Origin of the sequence: Verrucosispora sp. WMMD703 (genome assembly GCF_049178935.1) — a bacterium.
GTDB lineage: Bacteria > Actinomycetota > Actinomycetes > Mycobacteriales > Micromonosporaceae > Micromonospora > Micromonospora sediminimaris.
Genome location: NZ_JBMHMM010000004.1, coordinates 4,791,286 through 4,817,997 on the forward strand (window position 1 = coordinate 4,791,286; position 26,712 = coordinate 4,817,997).

Genomic DNA, 26,712 nt, shown 5'->3' on the forward strand with positions numbered 1-26,712 from the left:
CAGGGTCAGCCGACCGCGCCCTCCATCTGCAGCTCGATCAGGCGGTTGAGCTCCAGGGCGTACTCCATGGGCAGTTCCTTGGCGATCGGCTCGATGAAGCCGCGCACGATCATCGCCATCGCCTCGTCCTCGCTCAGGCCCCGGCTCATCAGGTAGAAGAGCTGGTCCTCGCTGACCTTGGAGACGGTCGCCTCGTGCCCCATCGACACGTCGTCCTCGCGGATGTCGACGTACGGGTAGGTGTCGGAGCGGGAGATGGTGTCCACCAGCAGGGCGTCGCACTTGACCGTGCTGGCGCTGCTGTACGAGCCCTCCAGCACCTGGACCAACCCCCGGTACGAGGTCCGGCCGCCGCCCCGGGCGATCGACTTCGACACGATGGTGCTGCTGGTGTGCGGTGCCGCGTGCACCATCTTGGCGCCGGCGTCCTGGTGCTGCCCCTCACCGGCCATCGCCACCGAGAGCACCTCGCCCTTGGCGTGCTCACCGGTCATGTAGACCGCCGGGTACTTCATGGTGACCTTGGAGCCGATGTTGCCGTCGATCCACTCCATGGTCGCGCCCTCGTGGCACACGGCGCGCTTGGTGACCAGGTTGTAGACGTTGTTCGACCAGTTCTGGATGGTCGTGTAACGGCACCGGGCGTTCTTCTTGACGACGATCTCCACCACCGCGCTGTGCAGCGAGTCCGAGGAGTAGATGGGCGCGGTGCAGCCCTCGACGTAGTGCACGTACGCACCCTCGTCGACGATGATCAGCGTCCGCTCGAACTGGCCCATGTTCTCGGTGTTGATCCGGAAGTACGCCTGCAGCGGGATCTCCACGTGCACACCCTTCGGCACGTAGATGAACGAGCCGCCGGACCACACGGAGGTGTTCAGCGCGGCGAACTTGTTGTCGCCGACCGGGATCACCGTGCCGAAGTACTCCTTGAACAGATCCTCGTGCTCCTTGAGGGCGGTGTCGGTGTCGAGGAAGACGACACCCTGCTCCTCCAGGTCCTCACGGATCTTGTGGTAGACCACCTCGGACTCGTACTGGGCGGCGACACCGGCGACGAGGCGCTGCTTCTCCGCCTCCGGGATGCCCAGCTTGTCGTAGGTGTTCTTGATGTCCTCGGGCAGGTCCTCCCAGCTGGCGGCCTGCTTCTCGGTGGAGCGTACGAAGTACTTGATGTTGTCGAAGTCGATCCCGGTGAGGTCGGCGCCCCAGGCCGGCATCGGCTTGCGCTCGAACAGCCGCAGGCCCTTCAGGCGCAGGTCGAGCATCCAGGCCGGCTCGTTCTTCTTGGCCGAGATGTCCCGCACCACCGCCTCGTTGAGGCCGCGCTGAGCCGAGGCTCCGGCGACGTCCGGGTCGGCCCAGCCGTACTCGTAGTTGCCCAGGGCGGCGAGCTGCTCCTCCTGGGTCAGGGGCTGGACGATCTGCTCGGTCATCTATCTGTCCTCACAGTGGTGACGGTCTTACCGGACTGGGCGTGCGGCGAACCCGGGATGTGCGTGGTGCACACCCCGTCGCCGTGCGCGATGGTGGCCAGGCGCTGCACGTGGGTACCGACCAGGCGGGAGATCACCGTGGTCTCGGCCTCGCACAGTTGGGGAAACTCGGCGGCCACGTGCGCCACCGGGCAGTGGTGCTGGCAGAGCTGGCCGCCGGAGGCGATCGTGGAGGCACTGGCAGCGTATCCCTCGGCGGTCAGCGCCGCGGCGAGAGCCTCGGCACGGGCCATCGGATCGTCGCCGGCGTCGGCCAGCGCGGCCTGACAGCGTGTCTCCAGGGCGGCCACCTGCTCGGCGGCGAAGCGCTCCACCGCCTGCGTGCCACCGGTGCGGGCGATCCAGCGCAGCGCGGCGGTGGCCATGTTGTCGTAATGGTGGGTGCCACACCGGCTGCGGGCGGCATCAGTGAGCAGGAACACCTTGGCCGGCCGGCCCCGCCCGCGGTGACCGCGTACGGTCTGCTCACGGGCCACGACGTCGCCGTCGGCGAGCATCGCGTCCAGGTGCCGGCGGATCGCCGCCGGGCTCAGCCCGAGCGCGTCGCCCAACTGCGCCGCGGTCGCGGCGCGGCGTTCCAGAAGCAGCAGGGTGACCCGGTCCCGGGTCGACGGCTCACTGGCGAGCGTGCCGGTCGGAGCCGGCTGCTCAGGCGTGACGTCGACACCTGACAGCGACCGGCCGGCGACCACAGCGGTCGTCGGCTGGTGCCCGGTGAGCGCCGCCGCCTTTTTCACAACGCCCACGTTACGTAATTCGACCAGGGCCCGCAAACGTGACCCCGGTGATCCGAACCACCGCACGGGCGGAGTCACCCGATCGGCGACAACTACGTTGCGTAGGATTCGCTTCGTGAAGCGACCCGACCGTTCCCTGGTCTCCCGCACCCTGCTGCGTCGTCTGGCGTTCGCCAACATCGTCGCGAACGCCGCGATCGTCGTCACCGGCGGGGCGGTGCGGTTGACCGCGTCCGGGTTGGGCTGCCCCACCTGGCCCCGGTGCACCGACGAGTCGTACACCACCACCGCCGAGATGGGCATGCACGGGGTGATCGAGTTCGGCAACCGCCTGCTCACCTTCGTGCTGGTGCTGATCGCGGGCGCGACCCTGCTGGCCGTGCTGGCGTACCGTCCCCGGCGTCGCGGTGCGGTGCCCCTGGCGCTGGCCGTCGTGCTCGGCATCGTGGCGCAGGCGGTGATCGGCGGGATCACCGTCCGCACCCAGTTGCATCCCTCGATCGTGGGCATTCACTTCGTGGTATCGATGCTGCTGCTGCTCGTCGCGTACGCCCTGTGGCGTCGGGTGAGCGAGCCGGACGGCCGCAAGGTGCCGGTGGTGCCGCCGGCGCTGCGGTCCCTGACCTGGATCACCCTGGTGGCCAGCGCGGCGGTCATCGTTGTCGGGGTAGCGGTGACCGGAAGCGGCCCGCACGCGGGCGACGCGGACGCCGTCCGCAACGGCCTGGACCCGCAGACGATCTCCCAGGTCCACGCCGACCTGGTGTTCCTGCTCGTCGGCCTGACCGTGGGGCTGTGGCTGGCGCTGCGCGCGGTCGGCGCACCGGCGCGGGCCGTCCGGGCCGCGCTGACCCTGCTCCTGGTCGAGCTGGGGCAAGGGGTGATCGGCTTCGTGCAGTACTTCACAAACCTGCCGGCGCTGCTGGTCGGCCTGCACATGCTCGGCTCCTGCCTGGTCTGGCTCGCCAACCTCGCCCTGCTCTGGTCAACCCACGAACGCCACCCCACCCAACTCCCCCACCCCCAGAACCCCACCGAAACCCTGACCCCCGCCCGAGCTTCTCGTTGATCATGAGGCTAGCGACACCTGAGAAGATCAACCTCATGATCAACGAGAAGGGGTGGGGTGGGACAGCTGGGTGAGGATGGCGTCGGCCAGGCGGTCGGGGGCGTGGTCGGCGTGGGCGAGGAAGAGTGAGGGCTCGGTCAGTTCGAGTTCCACGAGCACCGGGGCGCCGTCGGCAGCGGGGATCAGGTCGACCCGGGCGTAGAGCAGGCGCTCGGTCCCGCCGGGCACGGCCGCGAGGGCCTGCGCGGCGACGGCGAGCTGCGCCGGCTGGGCGGTGCGGGCGCTGGTCTCCTCGGCCCCGTTCAGCACGTCGTCGCCCTGCTCCGGCCCGGTCAGTATCGGCCCCTTGCGGACGGCGTGGCTGAAGGTCAGCCCGGCCGGGCCGGCGAGGAAGAGCAGCGCGGTCTCACCGACGGTGTCGACCGCGCTCAGGTACGGCTGGACCATGGCCACCCGACCGGTCGCGCCGAGCCGGCGTACGTGGGCCGCCGCGAGATCCAGGTGCTCCGGGTCGGCCAGGTCGTAACGGCCGGTGCCCCGGCTGCCCGCGCTCACCGTCGGTTTGATGACGTACTCACCACCGTCGGCGGGCGGCTGCCACGGCTCGCCGGGCGACACCCAGCCGGTGGGGACGGTGGGCACACCGGCCGTGCACAACTCGTCGAGGTAGCGCTTGTCGGTGTTCCAGCGCACCACGTCGGCCGGGTTGACCAGCCGCGGCACCCGCGCCGTCCAGGCGAGAAACTCGTCCCGGCGGAACGTGTAGTCCCAGGTCGAGCGGAGCACGGCCAGGTCGTAGCCGACCCAGTCGATTGCCGGGTCGTCCCAGACGACGGGTTCGGCGACGATCCCCCGGGCGGCCAGCGGGGCCACCACCAGACGATCGTCGTCGTGCAGGTCGGCCAGGTCGGTGCAGGTAATGAGAGCGACCCGGGGTTTCCCCCGGGTCGGCTGGTGGTGATCGGTCAATTTATCTCAACGGGCCATCGTGCGGCGGGCCATCGAACGCCAGAGGTCGTTGCTCGGGCGCATCTGGTCCATCAGTTCCCGTTCCCAGGCGTTCTCCACGGCGACCCCGGCCTGCGCGCAGGCCTCGCGGGCGGTCACCGTGTCCTCGGCGAACTGGTCGCCCCACGCGCCGTCGGCGCCCACCAGGACGATGCGGGCACCGCGCTTGCCGACGTACTCGATGACCGCCTTCGCCCCGCCATGCTCAGCGGCGAACGACTTGATGCCCGCGACCAACCCGTTGGGGGTCTGCCCGGAGGCGGTCTGATCAGTCGTCAGCGTCGTATCGGAACCATCTGCCATAACGTGAAGACTAAGCAGAGATGCACTCGGAAGGGCGAGAACCATCAACCTTTTGTGATACCCATTACCCGCAGGTTTAAGGAAGACCAAAGACGTTTCGCCCGTATTTATCAGCACCAAACCGGGCCAATCGGAGCGCAAAACGTCACCAAGCGGGCTTCGCAGGGTTGGAGGTCCGGCGCGGTCAGCCGTCAGAGCAGGGCGTCGAGGGCCGCGGCGGCGAAGACGATGGTCAGGTACGACGTCGACCAGTGGAACAGCCGCATCGGCTTGACCGGCTCGCCCCGACGAGCCCGACCGGCGAGCCGGTGCGCCTCGGCCAGGAAGATCGCGCCGACCACAAGCGTCGGGACGCCGTAGACCGCGCTCAGCCCCAACGCCCACACGGCCAGCGAGGTCAGCACGGTCAGCCAGGCGAACAGCACGATCTCGGCGTTGACCCGCCGTACCGAGGCGACCACCGGGAGCATCGGGATGCCGGCCCGTGCGTAGTCGTCCTTGTACTTCATGGCCAGTGGGTAGAAGTGCGGCATCTGCCAGAAGAAGACCACCCCGAACAACCCCCACGCCACCGGCGACAGGGAGCCGGTCACCGCGGCCCAGCCGATCAGCACCGGCGCGGCGCCGCAGGCGCCGCCCCAGAAGGTGTTCGCCGTCGTCGTGCGCTTGAGCCACAGGGTGTAGACGACGTCGTAGTAGACGATCGCGGCCAGCGTGAGCCCGGCGGCGAGCAGATTGGTGAAGACCGCCATCAAGGCGACCGAGACCATCGCCAGCACCAGACCGAAGACCAGCGCGTTGCGGGGCGTCACGGTGTGCGCCGGCAGCGGACGTCGCTTCGTCCGCCGCATCAACTGGTCGATGTCCCGGTCGATGTAGCAGTTGAGCACGCTGGCCGCGCCCGCCGCGAGCGAGCCACCGACCAGCACCACCGCGACCAGCCACAGCGAGGGCAACCCGCCATCCGCGAGCATCATCGCCGGCACCGTGGTGACCAGCAGCAACTCCACGATCCGCGGCTTGGTAAGCGTCACGTACGCCGCCACCACCGCCCGCAGGTCGCGGGGGCGGGCTGGGGTCTCCCCGGCCGTACGCACCGGCGGCTGCCCGGCAGGGTTACTGACGGGGCGCTCGGTGATCATGCTCACGGATTGCCACCTTCCGGCGTCGGGAGGGGAGGTCACGGCGGCGGGACCGACTCGGGTCCACACACCGACCCACACACTACGCGTCGTCGTTTTGGCTGCCCGGGCGACCCGGCAACGGTGCCAGTCGTCACACCGGAGGCTGGCGGGCGGGCCCGTGACGAGGGTGAACCGCGAAGCGCACCCGAAACGTACAGACCAGCATGCTGAGATCCTCGGGCGCACGTTTAGCCGCGCTCGATAGGGTCACCACTGAGGGTTCCGCCCATCTCGCCGAGGAGCACAAACCACCGTGGCTGCCAACCGACCCGCGCACCCCGCACTTGACTGGTCCGACCTCGACCGCCGTGCCGTGGACACCGTCCGCGTACTGGCCATGGATGCCGTGGAGAAATCCGGCAACGGCCACCCGGGCACCGCGATGAGTCTCGCCCCCGCGGCGTACCTGCTGTTCAACCGGGTGATGCGGCACAACCCCGCCGATCCGAACTGGCCCGGCCGGGACCGCTTCGTGCTCTCCGCCGGGCACTCCAGCCTGACGCTCTACATCCAGCTCTTCCTCGCCGGCTACCCGCTCAGCCTGGACGACCTCAAGTCGCTACGGCAGTGGGGTTCGCTCACCCCGGGGCACCCCGAGCACGGGCACACCCCGGGTGTGGAGACCACCACGGGCCCGCTCGGGCAGGGCCTGGGCAACGCCGTCGGCATGGCGATGGCGGCGCGGCGCGAACGCGGCCTGTTCGACCCGGAGACCGAGGCCGGTGAGTCCGCCTTCGACCACCACATCTGGTGCATCGCCTCTGACGGCGACATCGAGGAGGGCATCAGCCACGAGGCCAGCGCCCTGGCCGGGCACCAGCAGCTGGGCAACCTCTGCGTGATCTACGACGACAACGAGATCTCGATCGAGGACGACACCCGCATCGCGCTGAGCGAGGACGTCGCGGCCCGCTACGCCGCGTACGGCTGGCACGTGCAGACGGTCGACTGGCGGCGCGGCGACGCCGAGAAGGGCGACTACCACGAGAACGTCGAGGAGCTGTACCAGGCACTGCTAACCGCCAAGGCGGAGACCGCCCGTCCGTCGTTCATCGCGCTGCGCACCATCATCGGCTGGCCGGCGCCGAACAAGCAGAACACCGGCAAGATCCACGGCTCGGCGCTCGGCGCCGACGAGGTGGCCGCCACCAAGGAGATCCTCGGCTTCGACCCGGCCAGCACCTTCGAGGTCACCGAGGAGGTGCTCGGCCACACCCGGTCGGCGCTGCGGCGTGGCGAGGCCGCACAGCAGGAGTGGACGACCACCTTCGACTCGTGGTCGAAGGCCAACCCCGAGCGCCGCGCCCTCTACGACCGGCTGGCCGGCCGGACGCTGCCCGAGGGCTGGGCCGACGCCCTGCCGGAGTTCCCCGCCGACGCCAAGGGCGTCGCCACCCGGGCCGCCTCCGGCAAGGTGCTGGCCGCGCTCGCGCCGGTGCTGCCCGAGCTGTGGGGTGGCTCCGCGGACCTGGCCGAGAGCAACAACACCACGATGAAGGGCGAGCCCTCCTTCGTGCCCAGCCAGTACGCCACCAAGGAGTTCCCCGGCCACGAGTACGGCCGCACGCTGCACTTCGGCATCCGCGAGCACGCCATGGGCGCGATCCTCAACGGCATCGCCCTGCACGGCGGCACCCGCCCGTACGGCGGTACCTTCCTGGTCTTCAGCGACTACATGCGGCCGTCGGTCCGGTTGGCCGCGTTGATGAAGCTGCCGGTGGTCTACGTCTGGACGCACGACTCCATCGGACTGGGTGAGGACGGCCCGACCCACCAGCCGGTGGAGCACCTGACCGCGCTGCGGGCCATTCCCGGCCTGGACGTGGTCCGCCCGGCCGACGCCAACGAGACCGCCTGGGCCTGGCGGCAGGCCCTGGAGCACACCGACCGGCCGACCGCGTTGGCCCTGAGCCGGCAGGCGCTGCCGACCCTGGACCGCACCCAGCTGGCCGGCGCGGAGGGGGTCGCCAAGGGCGGTTACGTGCTGGCCGAGGCGTCCAACGGCAAGCCCGAGGTGATCATCATCGGGACCGGTTCCGAGGTGCAGCTCTGCCTCACCGCCCGGGAGCGGCTGGAGGCCGACGGCACCCCCACCCGGGTCGTGTCGATGCCGTGCCAGGAGTGGTTCTTCGAGCAGGACGAGGCGTACCGCGAGTCGGTGCTGCCGCGCGGGGTAAAGGCCCGGGTGAGCGTGGAGGCGGGCATCGCGATGTCCTGGCGCGGGATCGTCGGCGACTGCGGCGAGAGCGTCAGCATCGAGCACTACGGCGCGAGTGCCCCGCACACCGTGCTCTTCGAGCAGTTCGGCTTCACGCCGGACCGGATCGTCGCCGCCGCGCACGCGGCGCAGACCCGGGTCGGCGACATCACCGGTTTCACGACCGGCAACTGAGGGAGGCGTTGGCGCACATGACGACCGACAGGCTGGGCGAGCTGACCGCCGCGGGAGTGGCGGTCTGGCTCGACGATCTATCCCGGGTACGTCTGAACTCCGGCGGGCTGGACCAGCTGCGCCGGGACAAGCACGTGGTCGGGGTCACCACCAACCCGACCATCTTCGCGAAGGCGTTGAGCGACGCCGACGAGTACGACTGGCAGCTGCGGGACCTGGCCGCCCGGGGCGTCGACGTGGAAGAGGCCGTCCGCATGCTCACCACGTACGACGTGCGGTGGGCCTGCGACGTGATGCGCCCGTCGTACGACGCCAGCGCGGGCGTCGATGGCCGGGTCTCCATCGAGGTGGATCCACGACTGGCCCACGACTCGCAACGCACCGTGGCCGAGGCCCGGGCGCTGTGGTGGCTGGTCGACCGGCCGAACCTGTTCATCAAGATCCCGGCGACCGAGGCCGGTCTGCCGGCGATCACCGCGGCGCTGGCCGAGGGGATCAGCGTCAACGTGACGCTCATCTTCGGCCTGGACCGCTACTCCCAGGTGATGGAGGCGTTCCTGGCCGGGCTGGAGCAGGCCAAGGCGAACGGCCACGACCTGAGCACGATCGGCTCGGTGGCCTCGTTCTTCGTCTCCCGGGTCGACACCGAGGTCGACGCCCGGCTAAAGAAGATCGGCTCCACCGAGGCCAAGGCGCTGCGTGGCAAGGCGGCGGTGGCCAACGCCCGGTTGGCGTTCGAGCGCTACAGCGAGGTCTTCTCCACCGACCGGTGGCGGGCGCTGGCTGACGCCGGTGCCCACCCGCAGCGCCCGCTGTGGGCCTCCACCTCGACCAAGAACCCGGATTACCGGGACGTCATCTACGTCGAGGAGCTGATCGCGCCGGGCACGGTCAACACCATGCCGGAGCCGGTCATCCACGCCTACGCCGAGCACGGCGAGACCCACCCGGACACGGTCACCGGCGCGTACGACGACGCCCGGGGGGTCTTCGCCGCCCTGGAGTCGGTGGGCGTGGACCTGGCCGACGTGATCGCCACCCTGGAGCGGGAAGGGGTGGAGAAGTTCGAGGCGAGCTGGCAGGAACTGCTCGACGGCGTCCGCAAGTCGCTGGCCGCCGCCGGTCAGGGCAGCAGCAGTCCCGGCGACGCCGCCCGGGGCAACGCCGACGCCGCCGCGCGCGCCGGAGGAAATGCGTGACGGTGCCGTCCGGCAGCACCCACGCCGCCACCTGCACCGGGTGGCGGCGTGGGTCGGTGGCGCTACGCGAACGGTTCGCAGGTGGGTAGCTTTCTTCAGACAACCGGTACGGTCGACGTTGATCTACCGGTGCCCGGCAATCCGTACTCCTGTCGGGGAGTCGCCGGCGGTGGCCGGCGCCCCTGGCCGGTCGGTGACGTCCGCTGCCGCACCGGCATCCGACCGATCGGTCGGCGGGCCTCGGCGCGATGGGTCGCTACGGGCATGACGATGGACGACGTGGACGAGCGGAGCGAGGAGGCGGCGTGAACCCGCTGCGCGACCCGCAGGATCGGCGTTTGCCCCGAATTCCGGAGCCGTGTGCTCTGGTGATCTTCGGGGTGACCGGTGACCTGGCTCAGAAGAAACTGCTACCTGCGGTCTACGACCTGGCCAACCGGGGGCTGCTGCCGCCCGGCTTCGTGGTCGTCGGGTTCGCCCGGCGGGACTGGGGCGACGGCGATTTCGCTTCGCTGGCCCGCGAGGCGGCGATGGCCCACGCCCGAACCCCGTGGCGGGAGGAGGTGTGGTCGCGACTCGAACACAACATCAAGTTCGTCGGCGGGTCGTTCGACGACGACACCGCCTTCGACAACCTCGCCCGCTGCCTGGACGGTCTGCGCGACAGCCACGGCATCCACGGCAACGCGGCTTTCTACTTCTCCATCCCACCGGCGGCGTTCCCGGTGGTGCTCAAGCAGCTGGCCCGCACCGGCATGGCCGACAACGAGAAGTGCGGCGGCTGGCGCCGGGTGGTGGTGGAGAAGCCGTTCGGCAACGACCTGCCCTCGGCCAAGGCGCTCAACGACCTGGTCGACGACGTCTTCACCCGGCAGGACGTCTTCCGCATCGACCACTACCTGGGCAAGGAGACGGTCCAGAACATCCTCGCCCTACGCTTCGCCAACAGCCTCTTCGAGCCGCTGTGGAACTCGCAGTACGTCGACTCGGTGCAGATCACCATGGCCGAGGACGTGGGTATCGGTAGCCGGGCGGGGTTCTACGACTCGGTCGGCACCGCCCGCGACGTGTTGCAGAACCACCTGCTGCAACTGCTCGCCCTGGTGGCGATGGAGGAGCCGACCAGCTTCGACGCCGACGAGATCCGGGCCGAGAAGCTCAAGGTGCTCAAGGCCATCACGTTGCCGAAGGACGTCACCCAGGGCACGGTCCGCGGTCAGTACCTGCCCGGCTGGGTCGGCGGGCAGCGGGCCAGGGGCTACCTGGAGGAGGACGGCGTCCCGTCGACGTCGACCACCGAGACGTACGTGGCGGTGCGGCTGGGCATTCAGAACCGCCGGTGGGCGGAGGTGCCGTTCTACATCCGGGCCGGCAAGCGGCTGCCGCGGCGGGTCACCGAGGTCGCGGTGATGTTCAAGCAGGCGCCGCACCTGCCGTTCAATCCGGCCGACATGGAGATGCTCGGCAACAACCAGCTGGTGATCCGGGTCCAGCCGGACGAGGGCGTGGTGCTCAAGTTCGGTTCCAAGGTGCCCGGCACCACGATGGAGGTCCGCGACATCGCGATGGACTTCCAGTACGGCGAAGCGTTCACCGAGTCCAGCCCGGAGGCGTACGAGCGGCTGGTGCTGGATGTGCTGATCGGCGACCGGACGCTGTTCCCGGACGCCGCCGAGGTCGAGCAGAGCTGGGCCGTGGTGGACCCGCTGGAGCACGCCTGGGAGGGCACCAAGCCCGAGCCCTACCGGTCCGGCGAGTGGGGCCCCCGGGCCGCCGACGAGATGCTGGCCCGCGAGGGCCGGGCCTGGCGGCGAGCGTGAGCGAGCGAGGCGAGCGAAGCAGGAGGCTGCGGTGATCGGACTGTGGGACACCACCGGCAACGAGGTGGTCAAGGCGCTCGCCGCGGAACGACGAAGCGCGGGCGGGGTAGCCAGCGGCATGGCGCTGACCCTGATCGTGGTGGTCGACGAGAAGCGGGTCCGCGAGGCGGAGGCGGCAGCCACCATCGCCGCCGCCGCGCACCCGTGCCGGCTGCTGGTGGTGGTTCGCTCCGACGTGGACCGCGACCGCAACCGGCTCGACGCCGAGATCGTGGTCGGCGGGCGGCTGGGCCCCTGCGAGGCCGTGGTGATGCGGATGTACGGGCGGCTGGCGCTGCACGCCGAGTCCGTGGTCATGCCGCTGCTGGTGCCGGACGTACCGGTGGTCACCTGGTGGCACGGTGAGCCGCCGGAGGAGATCGCCACCGACTTCCTCGGTGTGGTGGCCGACCGGCGCATCACCGACTCCGCGCAGGCCGCCGACCCGATCGCGGCACTGCGGCAGCGGGCCCGCGACTACTTCTCCGGCGACACCGACCTCGCCTGGACCAGGATCACCCCGTGGCGCACCCTGGTGGCCGGCGCATTCGACACCACGGACGCCCAGCTCACCGAGGCGGCGGTGGTCGCGCCACCCACCGACCCGACCGCCGCGCTGATGCGGGGCTGGCTGCGCAGCCGGCTCGGCATCAAGCCGCGCTGGGACCGGACCCGGGAGTTCCCCCGGATGCGGGAGGTCCAGTTGCGTTGCGCCAACGGCGACGAGTTGACGCTGACCCGCGAGGACAGCGTGGCCACGTTCCGGCGTACCGGCCAGGAGGATCGGATCCTGCCGCTGGTGCGCCGGCCGCTCGGCGACGAACTGGCCGAGGAGCTGCGCCGGCTCGGCACCGACCAGGTGTACGCGGAGGCGTTGGGCGCTTTCGCCGGGCTCAACAACTTGGATCGACGGCCCAGTCAGCGGGTGCACGTCTGGAAGGACCCGGCCACCGCCCAGCGGGCCGAGGCCGGCGTCACCGCCCACGCCACGACGAACGCCGGCTCCTGACCCTCCCACCCCTCCGGTACGCACGACACCGACCGCCCGGCGGTCGCGGAAGGACACCATGAGTGAGGCTAGTGTCGCCGTCCACGCCGACGCCGACCTGCTGGCGCAGGCGGTCGCGGCCCGACTGGTGGTGCGACTGCTCGACGCCCAGGCCGCACGCGGCCAGGCGTCGGTGGTGCTCACCGGCGGTCGGATCGCCGCGGCGGTCTACCGAGCGGTGGGCGCACTGCCCGCCCGGGATGCGGTCGACTGGTCCCGGGTCGACTTCTGGTGGGGCGACGAACGGTTCCTGCCCTCCGGAGACCCGGAGCGCAACGAGACCCAGGCCCGCGCGGCGCTGCTCGACGCGTTGCCGGTGGACCCGGCCCGGATCCACGCCATGCCGGCCTCGGACGGCGGCGCCGACCCGGAGGAGGCCGCCGCCCGGTACGCGGCAGAACTCGCCCAGGCGGCCCGGCCCGGCACCGCCCTGCTGCCCCACTTCGACGTGCTGATGCTCGGCGTCGGCGAGGACGGGCACGTCGCCTCGGTCTTCCCGGAGCACCCGGTCCACTACGAGAGCCGACCCGTCAGCGCGGTGCGGGGCAGCCCGAAGCCGCCGCCGGTACGTATCACCCTCACCCTCCCGGCGATCAACACCGCCGAGGAGGTGTGGCTGGTGGCCGGTGGCGGCGACAAGGCGCACGCGGTCGGCATGGCGCTGTCCGGTGCCGGCCCGGTACAGGTGCCGGCGGCCGGCGTGCAGGGCACCGGGCGTACCCTCTGGCTGCTGGACCGGGCCGCGGCGGCCGACCTGCCGGCCCGCTTCCGCAGCCTGCGCTGACGCGGCCGGCGGCGGGCCCGAAGCTACGACCGGCCGCGGCGCTGGCGTAGCGCGGCGAGCGCCTCGGCGAGGATCGCCTCCCCCTCGGCGTCGGTTCGACGTTCCTTCACGTACGCCAGGTGGGTCTTGTACGGCTCGGCCCGGGCGCGGCCCGGCGGATCCTGAGCGTCCTGACCGGCGGGCAGCCCGCAACGGGGGCAGTCCCAGACGGTCGGGGCCGCCACGTCGGCGACGATCCGGATGTCGGTGCGGTGCCCGTTGCGGCACCAGTAGCTGACCGACCGGCACGGGACCGGCTGGTGGCGTTCGGGGGGACGTGGGGGCGCGGACCCGACGCGGGCGCCCCGGATGACGTGGCCGTTCGGCACGGCGCTGACTCCTGTCGTCGGAGGGGACCGCCGTCGGGGGGTGGACGGCGGGCGACGCGGTGCAGCGGGTGAAACGGACTGCGCGCGGCCCGTCGGGTGACGGACCGCGCGCAGATTGTACGCCTCGGGGGTCGAATCAGACGCCCGTACCCACCTCAAGCCGGAGCCAGAGACCGAGCCCGATGATGCAGGCGAACCAGACGATGCCCACCAGCACGGTGTAGCGGTCCAGGTTCTTCTCGGCCACCGACGAGCCGGCCAGGCTGGAGCTGACGCCACCGCCGAACATGCTGGACATCCCACCGCCCTTGCCTCGGTGCAGCAGGATCAGCAGGGTGAGCAGGACGCTCGTGATGACCAGCAACACGATCAACGTGTAGGCGAACCAGATCGGCATGGCGGGGGTCAGTCCTCTCGTTACGATCCTCGCCCGGGCAGTTCGGGCACGGCGGCACCGACCGGCGGACGGGCGGAGTCAAGGATAGCGAGCGATCAGCCGGAGATGTGCTCCGGGAACCGGCAGATCTTCGCGAACTCCTCGGCGTCCAGGCTGGCGCCGCCCACCAGGGCGCCGTCCACGTCCGGCTGCGCCATGATCGAGGCGACGTTCGACGACTTCACCGAGCCGCCGTAGAGGATGCGTACGCCGTCGGCGGTGGCCTGGTCCACGGTCTCGGCCAACCGGGCCCGCAGCGCGCCACACACCTCCTGGGCGTCCTCCGGGGTGGCCGTCTTGCCGGTGCCGATCGCCCAGACCGGCTCGTACGCGACCACCACCCGGAGCACCTGCTCCGGGCTGAGCCCCTTGAGGGCAGCGTCGAGCTGGTCGGTGCAGTGCGCCACGTGGGTGCCCTGCTCCCGGACGTCCAGTCCCTCCCCCACGCAGAGGATCGGGGTGAGCCCGTGGGTCAGCGCCGCCTGCACCTTGGCGCCCACCAACGCGTCGTCCTCACGGTGGTACTGCCGCCGCTCGGAGTGCCCGACCACCACGTACGTGCAGCCGAGCTTGGCCAGCATCGCGCCGGAGACCTCCCCGGTGTACGCGCCGGAGGCGTGCGGCGACAGGTCCTGTCCGCCGTAGCCGATGAGCAGCTTGTCGCCCTCCACCACGGTCTGCACCGTGCGCAGGTCGGTGAACGGCGGCAGCACCACCGTCTCCACCTCGGTCAGCTGCTTCTCGGTGAGGCTGGCGGCCAGCTTCTGCACCAGCAGGTTCGCCTCGAGGTGGTTGAGGTTCATCTTCCAGTTGCCGGCCATCAGTGGCCGGCGGGGGGCGCTCGCCATCAGTTCTCCAGAGCCGCGATGCCGGGGAGGGTCTTGCCCTCCAGGTACTCCAGGGACGCGCCACCGCCGGTCGAGATGTGCCCGAAGGACTTCTCGTCCAGACCCAGGGCCCGCACCGCGGCGGCGGAGTCACCACCACCGACCACGCTGAACGCGTCCGAGCCGGCGATCGCCTCGGCCACCCCACGGGTGCCGTGCGCGAAGGCGGGCATCTCGAACACGCCCATCGGGCCGTTCCAGAAGATCGTCCGGGCGCCCTTCAGCGCGGCAGCGAAGCCCGCCACCGTCTTCGGGCCGACGTCCAGCCCCACCCGCTTGCTGGGGATGCCGTCGGCCGGCACGGTGTCGTGCGCGGCGTCCGGGGCGAACGCGTCGGCGGCCACCACGTCGACCGGAAGCATGATCTTGCCCTCGGAACGCTCCAGCAGGTTGCGGCAGGTCTCCACCATCTCCGCCTCCAGCAGGGAGGAGCCGACCTCGTGGCCCTGGGCCTTGAGGAAGGTGAAGCACATGCCACCACCGATGAGCAGCCGGTCGACCTTCGGCAGCAACGCCTCGATCACCGCGAGCTTGTCGGAGACCTTCGACCCGCCGAGCACCACCACGTACGGCCGCTGCGGGTCGCCGGTGAGCTGCGAGAGCACCTCCACCTCGCGCAGCACCAGCCGGCCGGCGAAGTGCGGCAGCCGGGCGGGCACGTCGTGGACGCTTGCGTGCTTGCGGTGCACCGCGCCGAAGGCGTCGTCGACGTACACGTCGCCGAGAGCGGCGAGCTGATCGGCGAAGGCGCCCCGCTCGGCGTCGTCCTTGCTGGTCTCCCCCTGGTTGAAGCGGAGATTCTCCAGCAGCGCCACCTCGCCGTCGGCGAGCGCCGCCACCGTCGCCCGGGCGGACTCGCCGACCGTGTCGGTGGCGGCGTGCACCGGCGTGCCGAGCAGCTCACCGAGCCGCCCGGCGACCGGGGCGAGGCTGAACTGCGGGTCCGGCGCACCCTTCGGCCGACCCAGGTGGGAGCAGACGACGACCTTGGCACCGGCCTCGGTCAGCGCGCCGAGGGTCGGCAGCACCGCCCGGATCCGACCGTCGTCCGTGATCGCACCGGTCTGCTTGTCGAGCGGGACGTTCAGGTCGGCGCGCACCAGCACGCGCCGACCCGAGACCCCCTCGGCGAGCAGGTCGTCGAGGTTACGGATGCTCACAGCGACGAACCAACCAGCTTCACCAGGTCGACCAGGCGGTTGGAGTAGCCCCACTCGTTGTCGTACCAGCCGACGACCTTGACCTGGTTGCCGATGACCTTGGTCAGCGGCGCGTCGAAGATGCACGACGCCGGGTCGGTGACGATGTCGGCGGAGACGATCGGGTCCTCGTTGTAGGTCAGGATGCCCCGCAGCGGGCCCTCGGCGGCGGCCTTCAGCGCGGCGTTGACCTCGTCCACCGAGGTCTCCCGACCGACGGTGACGGTGAGGTCGGTGGCGGAGCCGGTCGGGATCGGCACCCGCAGCGCGTACCCGTCGAGCTTGCCCTTGAGGTCCGGCAGCACCAGGCCGATGGCCTTCGCGGCACCGGTCGAGGTCGGCACGATGTTCAGCGCGGCGGCACGGGCCCGGCGCAGGTCCTTGTGCGGCGCGTCCTGGAGGTTCTGGTCCTGGGTGTACGCGTGGATGGTGGTCATCAGACCCTGCTGGATGCCGAACGTGTCGTGCAGGACCTTCGCCATCGGCGCCAGGCAGTTGGTGGTGCAGGAGGCGTTCGAGATGATGTTGTGCTTCGCCGGGTCGTACTGGCCGTCGTTGACGCCCATCACGACCGTGACGTCCTCGTTCTTCGCCGGAGCGGAGATGATGACCTTCTTGGCCCCGCCGTCGATGTGCGCCTTGGCCTTGGTGGCGTCGGTGAAGAAGCCGGTCGACTCGATGACCACGTCCGCGCCGACGTCGCCCCACGGCAGCGCCGCCGGGTCCTTCTCGGCGTACGCCTTGATGGACTTGCCACCGACGGTGATCTCGTCGGCGGTGGCCTTGACCTCCTGCGGGAGGCGGCCCAGGATGCTGTCGTACTTGAGCAGGTGGGCGAGCGTCGCGTTGTCGGTCAGGTCGTTGACGGCCACGACCTCGACGTCAGCGCCGGACGCCAGCACTGCCCGGAAGAAGTTACGGCCGATCCGGCCGAAGCCGTTGATGCCAACCCGGATGGTCACAGGTCCCATCTCCTCGCGTTCTGGTCCGCCGGCGTGGAGACCCTCGGCCGGCGAAGTTGTGTGCGCCGACCGTTGGAGCCGGCCGTTGACGGTTCATCCCGGCCACCCCGCCGCGGTCCGAGGGACCTGACCGCCGTCGAGGCGGTGGATACGGCGGGGAACACCGGTGCCGGCCCCCTTGCCGTACGCAGCGACCTTATCCGAGCGCGCTGAGCCACGCTGCGCCGGGTGGTCGCCCCACCGTCCTATCAGACCACGAGCATGTCGGGCGTGACGGCCGCTTCGGTATCCGGGATGCCGAGGTCGCGGGCCCGCTTGTCGGCCAACGCCAGCAACCGGCGGATCCGCCCGGCGATGGCGTCCTTGGTCAGCGGCGGGTCGGCCAGCGCACCCAGCTCCTCCAGAGAGGCCTGCCGGTGCTCCAGGCGTAGCCGGCCGGCCGAGGTGAGGTGCTCCGGCGCGTCGTCGGCGAGGATCTCCAGCGCCCGGGTCACCCGGGCCGCGGCGGCGACCGCCGCGCGGGCCGAACGCCGCAGGTTGGCGTCGTCGAAGTTCGCCAGCCGGTTGGCCGTCGCCCGCACCTCCCGCCGGACCCGGCGCTCCTCCCAGGCCAGCACACTGGAGTGGGCGCCGATGCGGGTGAGCAGCGCGGCGATCGCGTCGCCGTCCTTGACCACCACCCGGTCGACGCCGCGTACCTCGCGGTTCTTGGCGGTGATGCCCAACCGCCGGGCCGCGCCGACAAGCGCCAGCGCCGACTCCGGCCCGGGGCAGGTGATCTCCAGGGCGCTGGACCGGCCCGGCTCGGTCAACGAGCCGTGCGCCATGAACGCGCCCCGCCAGGCGGACACCGCGCAGCAGACGCTGGCGGCGACGACGTGCGGCGGCAGCCCGCGTACCGGCCGGCCGCGCACGTCGAGCAGCCCGGTCTGCCGGGCCAGGGCCTCGCCGTCCTTGACGACCCGGACGATGAAATGGCTGCCCTTGCGCAGCCCACCGGAGGCGAGCACGTGGATCTCGCTCGGATAGCCGTAGACCTCGGCGATCTCGCGCCGCAACCGCCGGGCCACCGCGCCGGTGTCGAGCTCGGCCTCCACCACCACCCGCCCGGACACGATGTGCAGCCCACCGGCGAACCGCAGCAGCGCCGCCATCTCCGCCCGCCGGCAGCAGGGCTTGGGCACGTCGACCCGACTCAGCTCGTCCTTGACCGCAGCCGTCATCGCCATTGTGCGTCCCCTCACGGACCGGTTCCGGCGTGTCGCCGGAGATTACGTACGTGTCTAACGATCGGCGCCCAGTACAGGCACCAGGGCGGCGCCCAGAGCAGCCGGATCATGACGGGGCGTGCCGTCGTCGACCGCGACGGGAGCGAGGACCAGCCGGGCTCCCAGGGATTCTGCCGCACCGTGGACCGGTTCGGGGTCACCGACCGCCTTGGCGTCGGCGAGCACGAAGTCGACAGTCAGCTCCGGCAGGTACCAGCGCAGCGCCGCCAGGTGGTCGGCGACCGAGAGACCGAGGGTCTCCTTCTCGGCGGCGAGGTTGAGGGTGACCAGCCGCCGGGCCGGGCTGGCCAGGATCGCCGCGGCCAGCTGCGGCACCAGCAGGTGCGGCAGCACGCTGGTGTACCAGCTGCCCGGCCCGAAGATCAGCCAGTCGGCGACGCCGATCGCGGCGACCGCCTCGACACACGCCGCCGGCGCCTGCGGGGTGAGCCGAAGCGACTCGACCCGGCCCGTGGTGACCGCGACCTGATGCTGTCCGCGTACGGTGCACACCTCGTCGGGACGTCCCGGGTCGGCCCCGCGGACCCGGGCCTCGATGTCGACCGGCTGGCGGGACATCGGCAGCACCCGGCCGACCGAGCCGAGCATCGCTCCCGCATGCTCCAGGGCGGCCACCGGGTCGCCGAGCAGCTCCATCAGACCGCAGAGCACCAGGTTGCCCACCGCGTGCCCGGCCAGCCCGTCGCCCCGGCCGCCCGTGGTGGTGTCCGCGAAGCGGTGCTGGAACAACCCCGCGCTGCGTCGGGTGGCGGGGTGGTCGCCGGCCAACGCCACAAGCGCCTGCCGCAGGTCACCGGGGGGTAGTCCGCCCCGTTCGGCGCGCAGCCGGCCGCTGGAGCCGCCGTCGTCGCCGACGGTCACCACCGCCGTGATGTCCAGATCCAGCTCCGGTGCGCAGCGCCGCAAGGCTCGCAGCGAGGCGGACAGGCCGTGCCCGCCGCCGAACGCCACCACCCGGATCGTCATTCCCGCCCCAGGTCGCGGTGTTGAGCGTTGGCGGCCAGCCCGGCGCGGCGCAGCCGGGCCGCCAACTCCTCGGCGATCGCCACGCTGCGGTGCTTGCCGCCGGTGCAACCGACCGCCACGGTCAGGTACCGCTTGCCCTCCCGCTCGAAGCCGGCCGTGGTGGCGTTCACCAGGTCCGCGTACGCGTCGACGAAGGCGTTCGCACCCTCCTGCCCCAGCACGTACGCGCTGACCGCCTCCTCACGCCCGGTGTGCTCGCGCAGTTCAGGTACCCAGTACGGGTTGGGCAGGAACCGGGCGTCCATCACGAAGTCAGCGTCCGGCGGCAGGCCGTACTTGAAGCCGAAGGAGATCACCGTGAGCCGCAACCGGCGGGCGTCCTCCCCGCCGAACAGTTCCTCGACCCGGCGGCGCAACTGGTTCACGTTGAGGTGGCTGGTGTCGATGATCACGTCGGCCTGGTCGCGGGCCTCTTCCAGCAGTCCCCGCTCGACGGCGATGCCGTCGGCGAGCCGGCCGTCACCCTGCAACGGATGCGAGCGTCGCACGCTCTCGAACCGGCGGATCAGCACCTCGTCGTCGGCGTCGACGAAGACCACCCGGGGGGCGTAGCCACGCTCCTTCAGCTCCCGGATCGCCTCGGCCAGATCGGTGGAGAAGGCCCGGGAGCGCACGTCCAGCACCATCGCGGTACGCCGGGCCGCCCCACCCGCCTTCACGGCCAGCTCGGCCATGTCCAGCAGCAGCGCCTGCGGCAGATTGTCGACGACGTAGAAGCCGACGTTCTCCAGCGCCCGGGCCACGGTGCTGCGTCCACCACCGGAGAGACCGGTGACCACGACCAGTGTGGTGTCCGTTTCGGCGGGCACCGCGGTCTGCTCACCGGGTACGCCCGCACGGTGACCGGTCGTGTGCGCCTCGCCCACCCGTCTGCCCCTCCAACCGTGTCGCCCCGGCCGATCCGGCCGGGCATGGTCAAGCAGCGACTCTAGCTCGCCGGTGTCCGGCTCCGGGGGGACGTACCGCCGCCACGCCGCAGGGCCGTCGGAAGCGCGCACCCGGCGTGTCGGCTGACTGACGGCGCGCGACGCGCGACACGGCTATCCTCCGGCCATGGGCAGGCACGGGGCGCGGCTGCGCTGGGTGGTTGCCCTGGTGTCGGTCACCATCGCCGTGCTGGCCACGGTGGACCGGTACGTCGACCGCGAACGCGAATGGGCACGCGGCGGCGACCAGGTGGCGGTGACCGTCGAGGCGGTGCTGCCGGAGCCGGACCAGGTGGCGGACGCGGTCGTCGCGTTCGGCTGGCCTAAGCCGGTGGACAACGTCGTCGGCGACCCCGACCGGCGGTCGGTGGTGTTGCGGCTGCGCTGGTCCGGGCCGCCCCGCAAGGGCCACTACCAGGTCATCCTGCTCGACGGCCGGGTGGAACCGGCCCGGGTGGTACAGCCGTACGCCGGCTGGGACGCCGACGGCGACACCGGTTCCAACTGGGCCGGGGCGTACGACGTGCTGGCCGAGCGGTACGCCTGGCTCGCCGACACCGCCACCCGCGAGGACCCCGAGGGCACGTTCACCACCCCGCCGCACGTCGGCGCGGTGGGCACCCGCGCGACCGCCGACGGCAGCCTGATCGCTGTCTTCCGGCTGCTGCCCGGCGCCCTGCCGTTGACCGACCCGTCCCGCCTGGTGGTGGCGTTCTGCTACGTCGATCCCGACGGCGACGTCCGCTGGGCCAAACGCGTCCCCGTCCCGCCTACCCCATGACGGCGTAGCACGGAACCTCGCTCGGGCTGCAACGCGCTCTAAGCTCGGGCCGATGGCCGGAGCAACGCAACTTTCGGGGCGGACCTTCCGCGAGGCGGTGGGCGACCGGACGGTCGACGCCACCCTGATCGTGCTGGCCGCCACCGTGGGACTGATCACGGTGGTCGACCAGGTGAACGACCCCACGCCGGTTTCCGCCTGGCTCCGGTACGCGGACTGGGTCACGGGGGCGCTCGGCTACCTCGCACTGTGGTGGCGACGCCGGTTCCCGGTCGTGCTCGGCGTCGTCCTGGCCGTGGCGAGTTCATTCTCCGAAACGGTCGCCCCGGCCGCGATCGTCGCGCTGTTCACCGTCGCAGTGCACCGATCGATCAGGGCGACGGTCGTGGTGTGCACGATCAGTCTCGCCGCCCTCGGCACGTATCAGCTGCAGTGGCCCGAGACGACGGCTCCACCGTTGACGGTGTTCATCATCATCGTGCTGGGGCACCTCGCCACCGTGGCGTGGGGACTGTCGGTGCGCAGCCGCCGGGCGTTGGTCGCATCCCTACGGGAGCGGGCGGCAGCAGCCGAGGTCGAGGCGCTGCTGCGGGCCGAGCACGCCGCGCGGGAGGCTCGGGAGGCGCTCGCGCGGGAGATGCACGACGTCCTCGGACACCGGCTTTCGTTGCTCAGCGTCCATGCGGGCGCCCTCACCTACTCCCGCGACGCGCCGGCCGAGGACCGGGCGCGGGCGGCCGAGGTGGTCCGCGAGAACGCGCACCGCGCCCTGCAGGATCTCCGCGAGGTGATCGGGGTACTCCGAGCCCCCGTGGGCGAGCTGCCGCTGCCGGGCGTCGTGGACGTTCTGGAGCTGATCGACGAGGCTCGCCAAGCCGGCACACCGGTCGAGCTGCGGGACGAGGCCGGGGTGACGACCGATGACCGGATCCTCCCGGCGACGCCGGGTCGCACGCTCTACCGCCTCGTGCAGGAGGGCCTGACCAACGTGCGCAAGCACGCCCCGGGTACGCCGGTGGTGGTCCGGATCACCGGGCGGCCCGGCGACCACGTGACCGCCGAGGTGGTGAACGCCCGGGCGGCGGGTCCACGCTCGCGCCCCGACGGTTCCGGGGCGGGGTTGCGCGGGCTTGGTGAGCGCGCCCGGCTCGTGGGCGGGCAGCTCGACCACGGCCCGACGGAGTCGGGCGGCTGGCGGGTCCGGCTCCGGTTACCCTGGCCGTCGTGACCCACCCGATGCCTGCCGACAACGCGGTCGGCGGCCAGCCAGTCATCGACGTACTGGTGGTCGACGACGACCCGGTGGTCCGGTTCGGGCTGAAGATGATGCTGAGCGGAGCTCCCGATCTGCGGGTGGTGGCTGAGGCGAGCGACGGCGCGGAGGCGGTGGAACTGACCCGGCGTCACCGACCCGACGTGGTGTTGATGGACATCCGGATGCCCGGCACCGATGGGCTCACCGCCACGGAAACGCTGCGTGGCGAATCGTCCGCGCCGCAGGTCATCGTGTTCACCACCTTCGACGCCGATGCCCACGTGCTGCGTGCCCTACGGGCGGGCGCGGCCGGGTTCCTGCTGAAGGACACGCCGCCGGACGAACTCGTCGTCGCGATCCGGCACGCGGCACAGGGGCGTCCCGTGCTCTCGCCCGAGGTGACGCGTCGACTCATCGCGCGGGTCGCGGAGTCGGGGCAGGACGGCCGGCAGCACATCGCCCGACGCCGTCTCGACGTACTCGCCGACCGCGAGCGGACGGTCGCGGTCGAGATCGGCGCTGGGCGCACCAACGCGGAGATCGCCGCGCGGCACCACCTCGGCCTGACCACGGTCAAGACCCACGTGTCGGCGATCCTCACCAAGCTGGATCTCAACAATCGCGTGCAGGTCGCACTCCTCGTGCAGGAGGCGGGGCTCGTTCCCCCGGACTGATCGGGCAGCACCGGGCACGTTCCTACTTTGGTTTGTGGATCCGGAGCCTTGGACGGAGAACGCAGCCAGCCGGCCCGCCTAGCGTCGATGTCATGCCACCTTCACTCCGACATACCCGCGTGTCACCGGTACCCCGACGGACCGCCGCGGTGCTGGCCGCCGCCGTGCTTGCCCTGACCGGTTGCACCGGTGGGGTCAGTACGGCGGCAGCGGGCCGGCCTTCCTCCGGCCCGACCGTGCCCGCCCCGATCCCGGACCCGGTGCAGTGGGAGGAGTGCGGGCCGAGCCTCGACTGCGCCACCGTCGAGGTGCCGCTGGAGTACACCGAACCCGACGGGGAGCAGATCAGCCTCGCCGTGACCCGGCACCGGGCCACCGATCCGGAGCGGCGCATCGGCAGCCTGTTCATCAATCCGGGTGGTCCGGGGGTGCCGGCTACCGAGACGGTCGCGTCCATCGACGCCGCCAACGACACAGGCCCCTACACGCCCGAGGTCGTCGCCCGGTTCGATGTTGTCGGCATGGACCCGCGCGGTGTCGGTCAGTCCGGTGCCGTGCGCTGCCTCACCGACGAGCAGCGAGCCGAGCAGGCGACCGAAAACCGCGACCCACGCATCCCGGGTGGGAAGCCGTTCGGGAAGTTGCTCATCGACGCCCGCACCTTCACCAAGGGCTGTCTGGACCAGCAGAGCCCCGAGTTCCTGGCGAGCCTGTCCACCGACAACGTGGCCCGCGACCTGGACCAGGTGCGTGCCGCGCTCGGCGAGGAGAAGATCACCTTCTACGGTGCCTCGTACGGCACGGTGGTGGGTCCGATGTACGCCACACTCTTCCCCGACCGCGTACGCCAGATGGTGATCGACGCCCCGGTCGACACCGACCTGTGGCAGAACGACCCGCTGCGACTCCTGGACGACGTCGCCCGCTCCAACGAAGAGACGCTCGACGCCTGGTTCGACACCTGCCGCGCCGAGGGCGTGCAGGTGTGCGCGTTCGGCGACGGCGACCCGCGGGCCGCCTTCGACGCCCTGATCACCAAGCTGGAGGCGAAGCCGCTGGTGGTCCCCCCGGTCGAGGGCCTGACGCCGGGTGGCACGCTCGACGGGGCAATGGCCCTGGAGGCCGCACGGGCCGCCGCGGGCAACCGGGCACTCTGGCCCGTACTCACCGCGGGCCTCCTGGGCGCGCAGCACGGTGATGGCACGGGCCTGCACTTCGTGGTCTCATTCGTCACCGTTGCACCGTTCGGTGGCCCGTTCGCGATCCTCCAGGAACCGCACACCGCCGTGCGGTGCGTCGACTGGCCGAAGCTGGACAAACTGTCCGAGCATCATGTCGCGGCCAAGAAGATCACCGAACGCGGCGAACGGCTCGGCAGCCGGGCCGCCTACAGTGCGCTCAACTGCGCGCTGTGGCCCGTCGAGAATGAGGACCGGGTCACCCGGGAACTCACCGGCGCGGGCGCCCCGCCGATCCTGGTGGTCGGCGGCCGGTTGGACAACGTGTCCCCGCACCACTGGGCCGAGGCGATGGCGGAGCGGCTGGAGGACGCCGTCCTGCTCACCCGCGAGGGCGTCGGCCACACCTCCTACCGCACCAGCGGCCCGTGCGTCGACGCGGCCATCGACGCCGCACTGATCGACGGAGTGCTACCCGCCGAGGGCACCGTGTGCGACGCCGTGCCACCCGCCACCACCCGGCCGCTGGGGCCCTCGCCGTCCGGGTCCGCCGGCGCGGCACCGGCGGGGTAACCGCGTCATCGATCTACCCGGTACGCGAGATGCGGCATGTCGTGGCTTCCGCCAGCGCGGATACCGCGACATGCCGTAACCCATGTCGCCCAACGTGGCTCGTAGAATCCTCGGATGGTCTCTCCCGTCGACGTGAGCGTCACCGACCTGGCCGCCTCCGACGCACCCACCGCCGAGAAGGTGACAGCGACGCTCGATGTGCTGCGGCGGGTCTTCGGGTACGACTCGTTCCGGGGTTTCCAGCGGGAGGTCATCGACCATGTGGTGGCCGGCGGCGACGCGCTGGTGCTGATGCCCACCGGCGGCGGCAAGTCGTTGTGCTACCAGATTCCCGCGCTGGTCCGCGACGGTGTGGCCGTGGTGATCTCCCCGCTGATCGCGCTGATGCAGGACCAGGTCGACGCGTTGACCGCGGTCGGGGTACGGGCCGGTTTCCTCAACTCCACCCTCGACCCGGACACCCGCCGGCTGGTCGAGGCGGAGTTCGTGGCCGGCGAGATCGACCTGCTCTACCTCGCGCCGGAGGCGCTGGCCAGCCGGGGCACGCTGAACCTGCTGGACCGGGGACGGATCAGCCTCTTCGCCATCGACGAGGCGCACTGCGTGTCGCAGTGGGGCCACGACTTCCGGCCCGACTACCTCAACCTGTCGATGCTGCACGAACGCTGGCCGGGCGTACCCCGCATCGCGTTGACCGCCACCGCGACAAGTGCCACCCGGGCCGAGATCGCCACCCGCCTCAGCCTCACCGACGCGCGGCACTTCGTGGCCAGCTTCGACAGGCCCAACATCCAGTACCGGATCGTGCCCAAACGGGAGCCGCGCAAGCAGCTGCTGGCCCTGCTGCGCGACGAACATCCCGGCGACGCGGGCATCGTCTACTGCCTGTCCCGCGCCTCAGTGGAGAAGACCGCCGACTTTCTGGTCGCCAACGGCATCGACGCGCTGCCCTACCACGCTGGCCTGGACGCGGCCACCCGCGCCGCCAACCAGCAGCGCTTCCTGCGCGCCGACGGCGTGGTGATGGTGGCGACGATCGCCTTCGGCATGGGCATCGACAAGCCCGACGTACGGTTCGTCGCCCACCTCGACCTACCCAAGTCGGTGGAGGGCTACTACCAGGAGACCGGTCGCGCCGGCCGCGACGGCCTGCCGTCGACCGCCTGGCTGGCGTACGGGCTTCAGGACGTGGTCCAGCAGCGAAAGATGATCGACACGTCCGAGGGTGACCTGGCGCACCGGCGCAATCTCGCCGCCCACCTCGACGCGATGCTGGCGCTCTGCGAGACGGTCCGCTGCCGCCGGGCGCAACTGCTGGAGTACTTCGGCGAGCCGGCCACCGGCGGCTGCGGCAACTGCGACACCTGCCTGGAGCCACCCGAGTCCTGGGACGGCACGGTGGCCGCGCAGAAGCTGCTCTCCACCGTCTTTCGGCTGGACCGGGAGCGCAACCAGCGGTTCGGCGCCGGGCACTGCATCGACATCCTGCTCGGTCGTACCACCGACAAGATCAGCCAGCATCGACACGACTCGCTGACCGTGTTCGGCATCGGCGGGGAGCTGAGCGAGGCGGAGTGGCGCGGCGTGGTCCGACAACTACTCGCCGAGGGACTGCTCGCAGTCGAGGGCGACTACGGCACCCTGACACTCACCGACGCCAGCGCCGAGGTGCTCGGCCGGCGTCGTACCGTGATGCTGCGTCGTGAGGCGGCGCGCCCGGCGAAGGCGGCCAAGCCCCGCGGCGCGGCCACCGTGGTCGCCGAGCTGCCGGCGGAGGCGGCCGGCACGTTCGAGCGGCTGCGGGCCTGGCGGGCGGCCACCGCGAAGGAGCAGGGCGTACCCGCGTACGTCATCTTCCACGACGCGACGCTGCGCCAGATCGCCGCCGACGCGCCGTCGTCGCTGGCCGAGCTGTCCCGGATCAGCGGCGTCGGCGAGAACAAGCTGGCCAAGTACGGCGAGCAACTCCTCGGCGTGCTCGCCAACACCACCTGAGGTACCGCACCCCCCATCAAGATCCGCGCAACTTCAGGGTTGTTGCTGTCCCAGATGCCGTGGAGACCGCAACATCCCCGATGT

Annotated in this window: 24 protein-coding genes; 11 read left to right on the forward strand and 13 right to left on the reverse strand. The window is 71.1% G+C overall.

Annotated elements, in window-relative coordinates:
- Nucleotides 1-5: 5 nt before the first annotated feature.
- Both sufB and ACN26Z_RS22260 read right to left on the reverse strand, forming a co-directional pair.
- Nucleotides 6-1,436, reverse strand: a complete 1,431-nt coding sequence (gene sufB, locus ACN26Z_RS22255; RefSeq protein ID WP_093401439.1) for a Fe-S cluster assembly protein SufB — start codon at nt 1,434-1,436, stop codon at nt 6-8.
- Nucleotides 1,433-2,170 carry a helix-turn-helix transcriptional regulator gene (locus tag ACN26Z_RS22260; protein WP_421464695.1) on the reverse strand — a complete coding sequence of 246 codons (738 nt, stop codon included), beginning with the start codon at nt 2,168-2,170 and terminating at the stop codon, nt 1,433-1,435. Before ACN26Z_RS22260 ends, sufB begins: the two co-directional genes overlap by 4 nt.
- 178 nt (nt 2,171-2,348) lie before the next feature.
- Between ACN26Z_RS22260 and ACN26Z_RS22265 the strand changes: the two genes are divergently transcribed.
- Nucleotides 2,349-3,302: a COX15/CtaA family protein gene (locus ACN26Z_RS22265; protein WP_421463327.1), complete on the forward strand. Its 954-nt coding sequence runs from the start codon at nt 2,349-2,351 to the stop codon at nt 3,300-3,302.
- A gap of 39 nt (nt 3,303-3,341) precedes the next feature.
- Here ACN26Z_RS22265 and ACN26Z_RS22270 read toward each other — a convergent pair whose 3' ends face one another.
- The 3 genes from ACN26Z_RS22270 to ACN26Z_RS22280 all read right to left on the reverse strand — a co-directional run bounded on the left by ACN26Z_RS22270 (nt 3,342) and on the right by ACN26Z_RS22280 (nt 5,761).
- The gene (locus ACN26Z_RS22270; RefSeq protein WP_421463328.1) at nt 3,342-4,271 is read right to left on the reverse strand and encodes an ATP-grasp domain-containing protein; all 930 of its coding nucleotides are present in this window, start codon (nt 4,269-4,271) and stop codon (nt 3,342-3,344) included.
- Nucleotides 4,272-4,277: 6 nt separating this feature from the next.
- On the reverse strand, nt 4,278-4,613 hold the full coding sequence (locus ACN26Z_RS22275; protein WP_093401442.1) for a hypothetical protein: 336 nt from the start codon (nt 4,611-4,613) through the stop codon (nt 4,278-4,280).
- A 191-nt stretch (nt 4,614-4,804) separates the two neighbouring features.
- Entirely contained in the window at nt 4,805-5,761 is a 957-nt protein-coding gene (locus ACN26Z_RS22280) for a heme o synthase (RefSeq protein WP_421463329.1), read from the reverse strand.
- A 289-nt stretch (nt 5,762-6,050) separates the two neighbouring features.
- Here ACN26Z_RS22280 and tkt point away from each other — a divergent pair, with 289 nt between their 5' ends.
- From tkt to pgl, 5 genes are all read left to right on the forward strand, one after another.
- The gene (gene tkt, locus ACN26Z_RS22285; RefSeq protein WP_421463330.1) at nt 6,051-8,189 is read left to right on the forward strand and encodes a transketolase; all 2,139 of its coding nucleotides are present in this window, start codon (nt 6,051-6,053) and stop codon (nt 8,187-8,189) included.
- Between the two features lie 17 nt (nt 8,190-8,206).
- A complete protein-coding gene (gene tal, locus ACN26Z_RS22290; RefSeq protein ID WP_421463331.1) occupies nt 8,207-9,388 on the forward strand; it encodes a transaldolase in 1,182 nt (393 codons plus the stop codon).
- A 248-nt stretch (nt 9,389-9,636) separates the two neighbouring features.
- Nucleotides 9,637-11,208, forward strand: a complete 1,572-nt coding sequence (gene zwf, locus ACN26Z_RS22295; RefSeq protein ID WP_093401446.1) for a glucose-6-phosphate dehydrogenase — start codon at nt 9,637-9,639, stop codon at nt 11,206-11,208.
- Between the two features lie 31 nt (nt 11,209-11,239).
- Nucleotides 11,240-12,256 carry a glucose-6-phosphate dehydrogenase assembly protein OpcA gene (locus ACN26Z_RS22300; RefSeq protein ID WP_210938482.1) on the forward strand — a complete coding sequence of 339 codons (1,017 nt, stop codon included), beginning with the start codon at nt 11,240-11,242 and terminating at the stop codon, nt 12,254-12,256.
- A gap of 58 nt (nt 12,257-12,314) precedes the next feature.
- Complete coding sequence (gene pgl, locus ACN26Z_RS22305; RefSeq protein ID WP_282237505.1) at nt 12,315-13,079, forward strand: 6-phosphogluconolactonase; 765 nt, start codon at nt 12,315-12,317, stop codon at nt 13,077-13,079.
- A 23-nt stretch (nt 13,080-13,102) separates the two neighbouring features.
- Here pgl and ACN26Z_RS22310 read toward each other — a convergent pair whose 3' ends face one another.
- The 8 genes from ACN26Z_RS22310 to rapZ form a co-directional block, all read right to left on the reverse strand.
- Nucleotides 13,103-13,447 carry an RNA polymerase-binding protein RbpA gene (locus tag ACN26Z_RS22310; RefSeq protein ID WP_281603492.1) on the reverse strand — a complete coding sequence of 115 codons (345 nt, stop codon included), beginning with the start codon at nt 13,445-13,447 and terminating at the stop codon, nt 13,103-13,105.
- Nucleotides 13,448-13,583: 136 nt separating this feature from the next.
- The gene (secG, locus tag ACN26Z_RS22315; RefSeq protein ID WP_093401450.1) at nt 13,584-13,844 is read right to left on the reverse strand and encodes a preprotein translocase subunit SecG; all 261 of its coding nucleotides are present in this window, start codon (nt 13,842-13,844) and stop codon (nt 13,584-13,586) included.
- Nucleotides 13,845-13,939: 95 nt separating this feature from the next.
- Entirely contained in the window at nt 13,940-14,731 is a 792-nt protein-coding gene (gene tpiA / locus ACN26Z_RS22320; RefSeq protein WP_093401451.1) for a triose-phosphate isomerase, read from the reverse strand.
- Entirely contained in the window at nt 14,731-15,930 is a 1,200-nt protein-coding gene (locus ACN26Z_RS22325) for a phosphoglycerate kinase (RefSeq protein WP_421463332.1), read from the reverse strand. The genes tpiA and ACN26Z_RS22325 overlap by 1 nt, the downstream gene beginning before the upstream one ends.
- Nucleotides 15,927-16,931 (reverse strand): type I glyceraldehyde-3-phosphate dehydrogenase, encoded by a 1,005-nt coding sequence (gene gap, locus ACN26Z_RS22330; RefSeq protein WP_093401453.1) that lies wholly within the window; start codon nt 16,929-16,931, stop codon nt 15,927-15,929. The genes ACN26Z_RS22325 and gap overlap by 4 nt, the downstream gene beginning before the upstream one ends.
- Before the next feature lie 248 nt (nt 16,932-17,179).
- On the reverse strand, nt 17,180-18,160 hold the full coding sequence (gene whiA, locus ACN26Z_RS22335) for a DNA-binding protein WhiA (RefSeq protein ID WP_093401454.1): 981 nt from the start codon (nt 18,158-18,160) through the stop codon (nt 17,180-17,182).
- Between the two features lie 54 nt (nt 18,161-18,214).
- On the reverse strand, nt 18,215-19,186 hold the full coding sequence (locus ACN26Z_RS22340) for a gluconeogenesis factor YvcK family protein (RefSeq protein ID WP_421463333.1): 972 nt from the start codon (nt 19,184-19,186) through the stop codon (nt 18,215-18,217).
- Complete coding sequence (rapZ, locus tag ACN26Z_RS22345) at nt 19,183-20,055, reverse strand: RNase adapter RapZ (RefSeq protein ID WP_093401610.1); 873 nt, start codon at nt 20,053-20,055, stop codon at nt 19,183-19,185. Before rapZ ends, ACN26Z_RS22340 begins: the two co-directional genes overlap by 4 nt.
- Before the next feature lie 244 nt (nt 20,056-20,299).
- Between rapZ and ACN26Z_RS22350 the strand changes: the two genes are divergently transcribed.
- From ACN26Z_RS22350 to recQ, 5 genes are all read left to right on the forward strand, one after another.
- Nucleotides 20,300-20,953: a hypothetical protein gene (locus ACN26Z_RS22350; protein ID WP_421463334.1), complete on the forward strand. Its 654-nt coding sequence runs from the start codon at nt 20,300-20,302 to the stop codon at nt 20,951-20,953.
- Nucleotides 20,954-21,005: 52 nt separating this feature from the next.
- A complete protein-coding gene (locus ACN26Z_RS22355) occupies nt 21,006-22,181 on the forward strand; it encodes a sensor histidine kinase (protein WP_421463335.1) in 1,176 nt (391 codons plus the stop codon).
- 8 nt (nt 22,182-22,189) lie between these two features.
- The gene (locus ACN26Z_RS22360) at nt 22,190-22,882 is read left to right on the forward strand and encodes a response regulator (RefSeq protein ID WP_421464696.1); all 693 of its coding nucleotides are present in this window, start codon (nt 22,190-22,192) and stop codon (nt 22,880-22,882) included.
- Between the two features lie 92 nt (nt 22,883-22,974).
- Complete coding sequence (locus ACN26Z_RS22365; protein WP_421463336.1) at nt 22,975-24,633, forward strand: alpha/beta hydrolase; 1,659 nt, start codon at nt 22,975-22,977, stop codon at nt 24,631-24,633.
- Between the two features lie 114 nt (nt 24,634-24,747).
- Nucleotides 24,748-26,628: a DNA helicase RecQ gene (recQ, locus tag ACN26Z_RS22370; protein ID WP_421463337.1), complete on the forward strand. Its 1,881-nt coding sequence runs from the start codon at nt 24,748-24,750 to the stop codon at nt 26,626-26,628.
- Nucleotides 26,629-26,712: the final 84 nt, after the last annotated feature.

Bases quoted from the DNA above. Each gene is read 5' to 3' on its own strand.
- sufB (WP_093401439.1), bottom strand. From the start codon at position 1,436: ATGACCGAGCAGATCGTCCAGCCCCTGACCCAGGAGGAGCAGCTCGCC.
- ACN26Z_RS22275 (WP_093401442.1), bottom strand. From the start codon at position 4,613: ATGGCAGATGGTTCCGATACGACGCTGACGACTGATCAGACCGCCTCC.
- tal (WP_421463331.1), top strand. From the start codon at position 8,207: ATGACGACCGACAGGCTGGGCGAGCTGACCGCCGCGGGAGTGGCGGTC.
- zwf (WP_093401446.1), top strand. From the start codon at position 9,637: ATGGGTCGCTACGGGCATGACGATGGACGACGTGGACGAGCGGAGCGA.
- pgl (WP_282237505.1), top strand. From the start codon at position 12,315: ATGAGTGAGGCTAGTGTCGCCGTCCACGCCGACGCCGACCTGCTGGCG.
- secG (WP_093401450.1), bottom strand. From the start codon at position 13,844: ATGCCGATCTGGTTCGCCTACACGTTGATCGTGTTGCTGGTCATCACG.
- tpiA (WP_093401451.1), bottom strand. From the start codon at position 14,731: ATGGCGAGCGCCCCCCGCCGGCCACTGATGGCCGGCAACTGGAAGATG.
- whiA (WP_093401454.1), bottom strand. From the start codon at position 18,160: ATGGCGATGACGGCTGCGGTCAAGGACGAGCTGAGTCGGGTCGACGTG.
- ACN26Z_RS22340 (WP_421463333.1), bottom strand. From the start codon at position 19,186: ATGACGATCCGGGTGGTGGCGTTCGGCGGCGGGCACGGCCTGTCCGCC.
- ACN26Z_RS22350 (WP_421463334.1), top strand. From the start codon at position 20,300: ATGGGCAGGCACGGGGCGCGGCTGCGCTGGGTGGTTGCCCTGGTGTCG.
- ACN26Z_RS22355 (WP_421463335.1), top strand. From the start codon at position 21,006: ATGGCCGGAGCAACGCAACTTTCGGGGCGGACCTTCCGCGAGGCGGTG.
- ACN26Z_RS22360 (WP_421464696.1), top strand. From the start codon at position 22,190: ATGCCTGCCGACAACGCGGTCGGCGGCCAGCCAGTCATCGACGTACTG.
- ACN26Z_RS22365 (WP_421463336.1), top strand. From the start codon at position 22,975: ATGCCACCTTCACTCCGACATACCCGCGTGTCACCGGTACCCCGACGG.
- recQ (WP_421463337.1), top strand. From the start codon at position 24,748: ATGGTCTCTCCCGTCGACGTGAGCGTCACCGACCTGGCCGCCTCCGAC.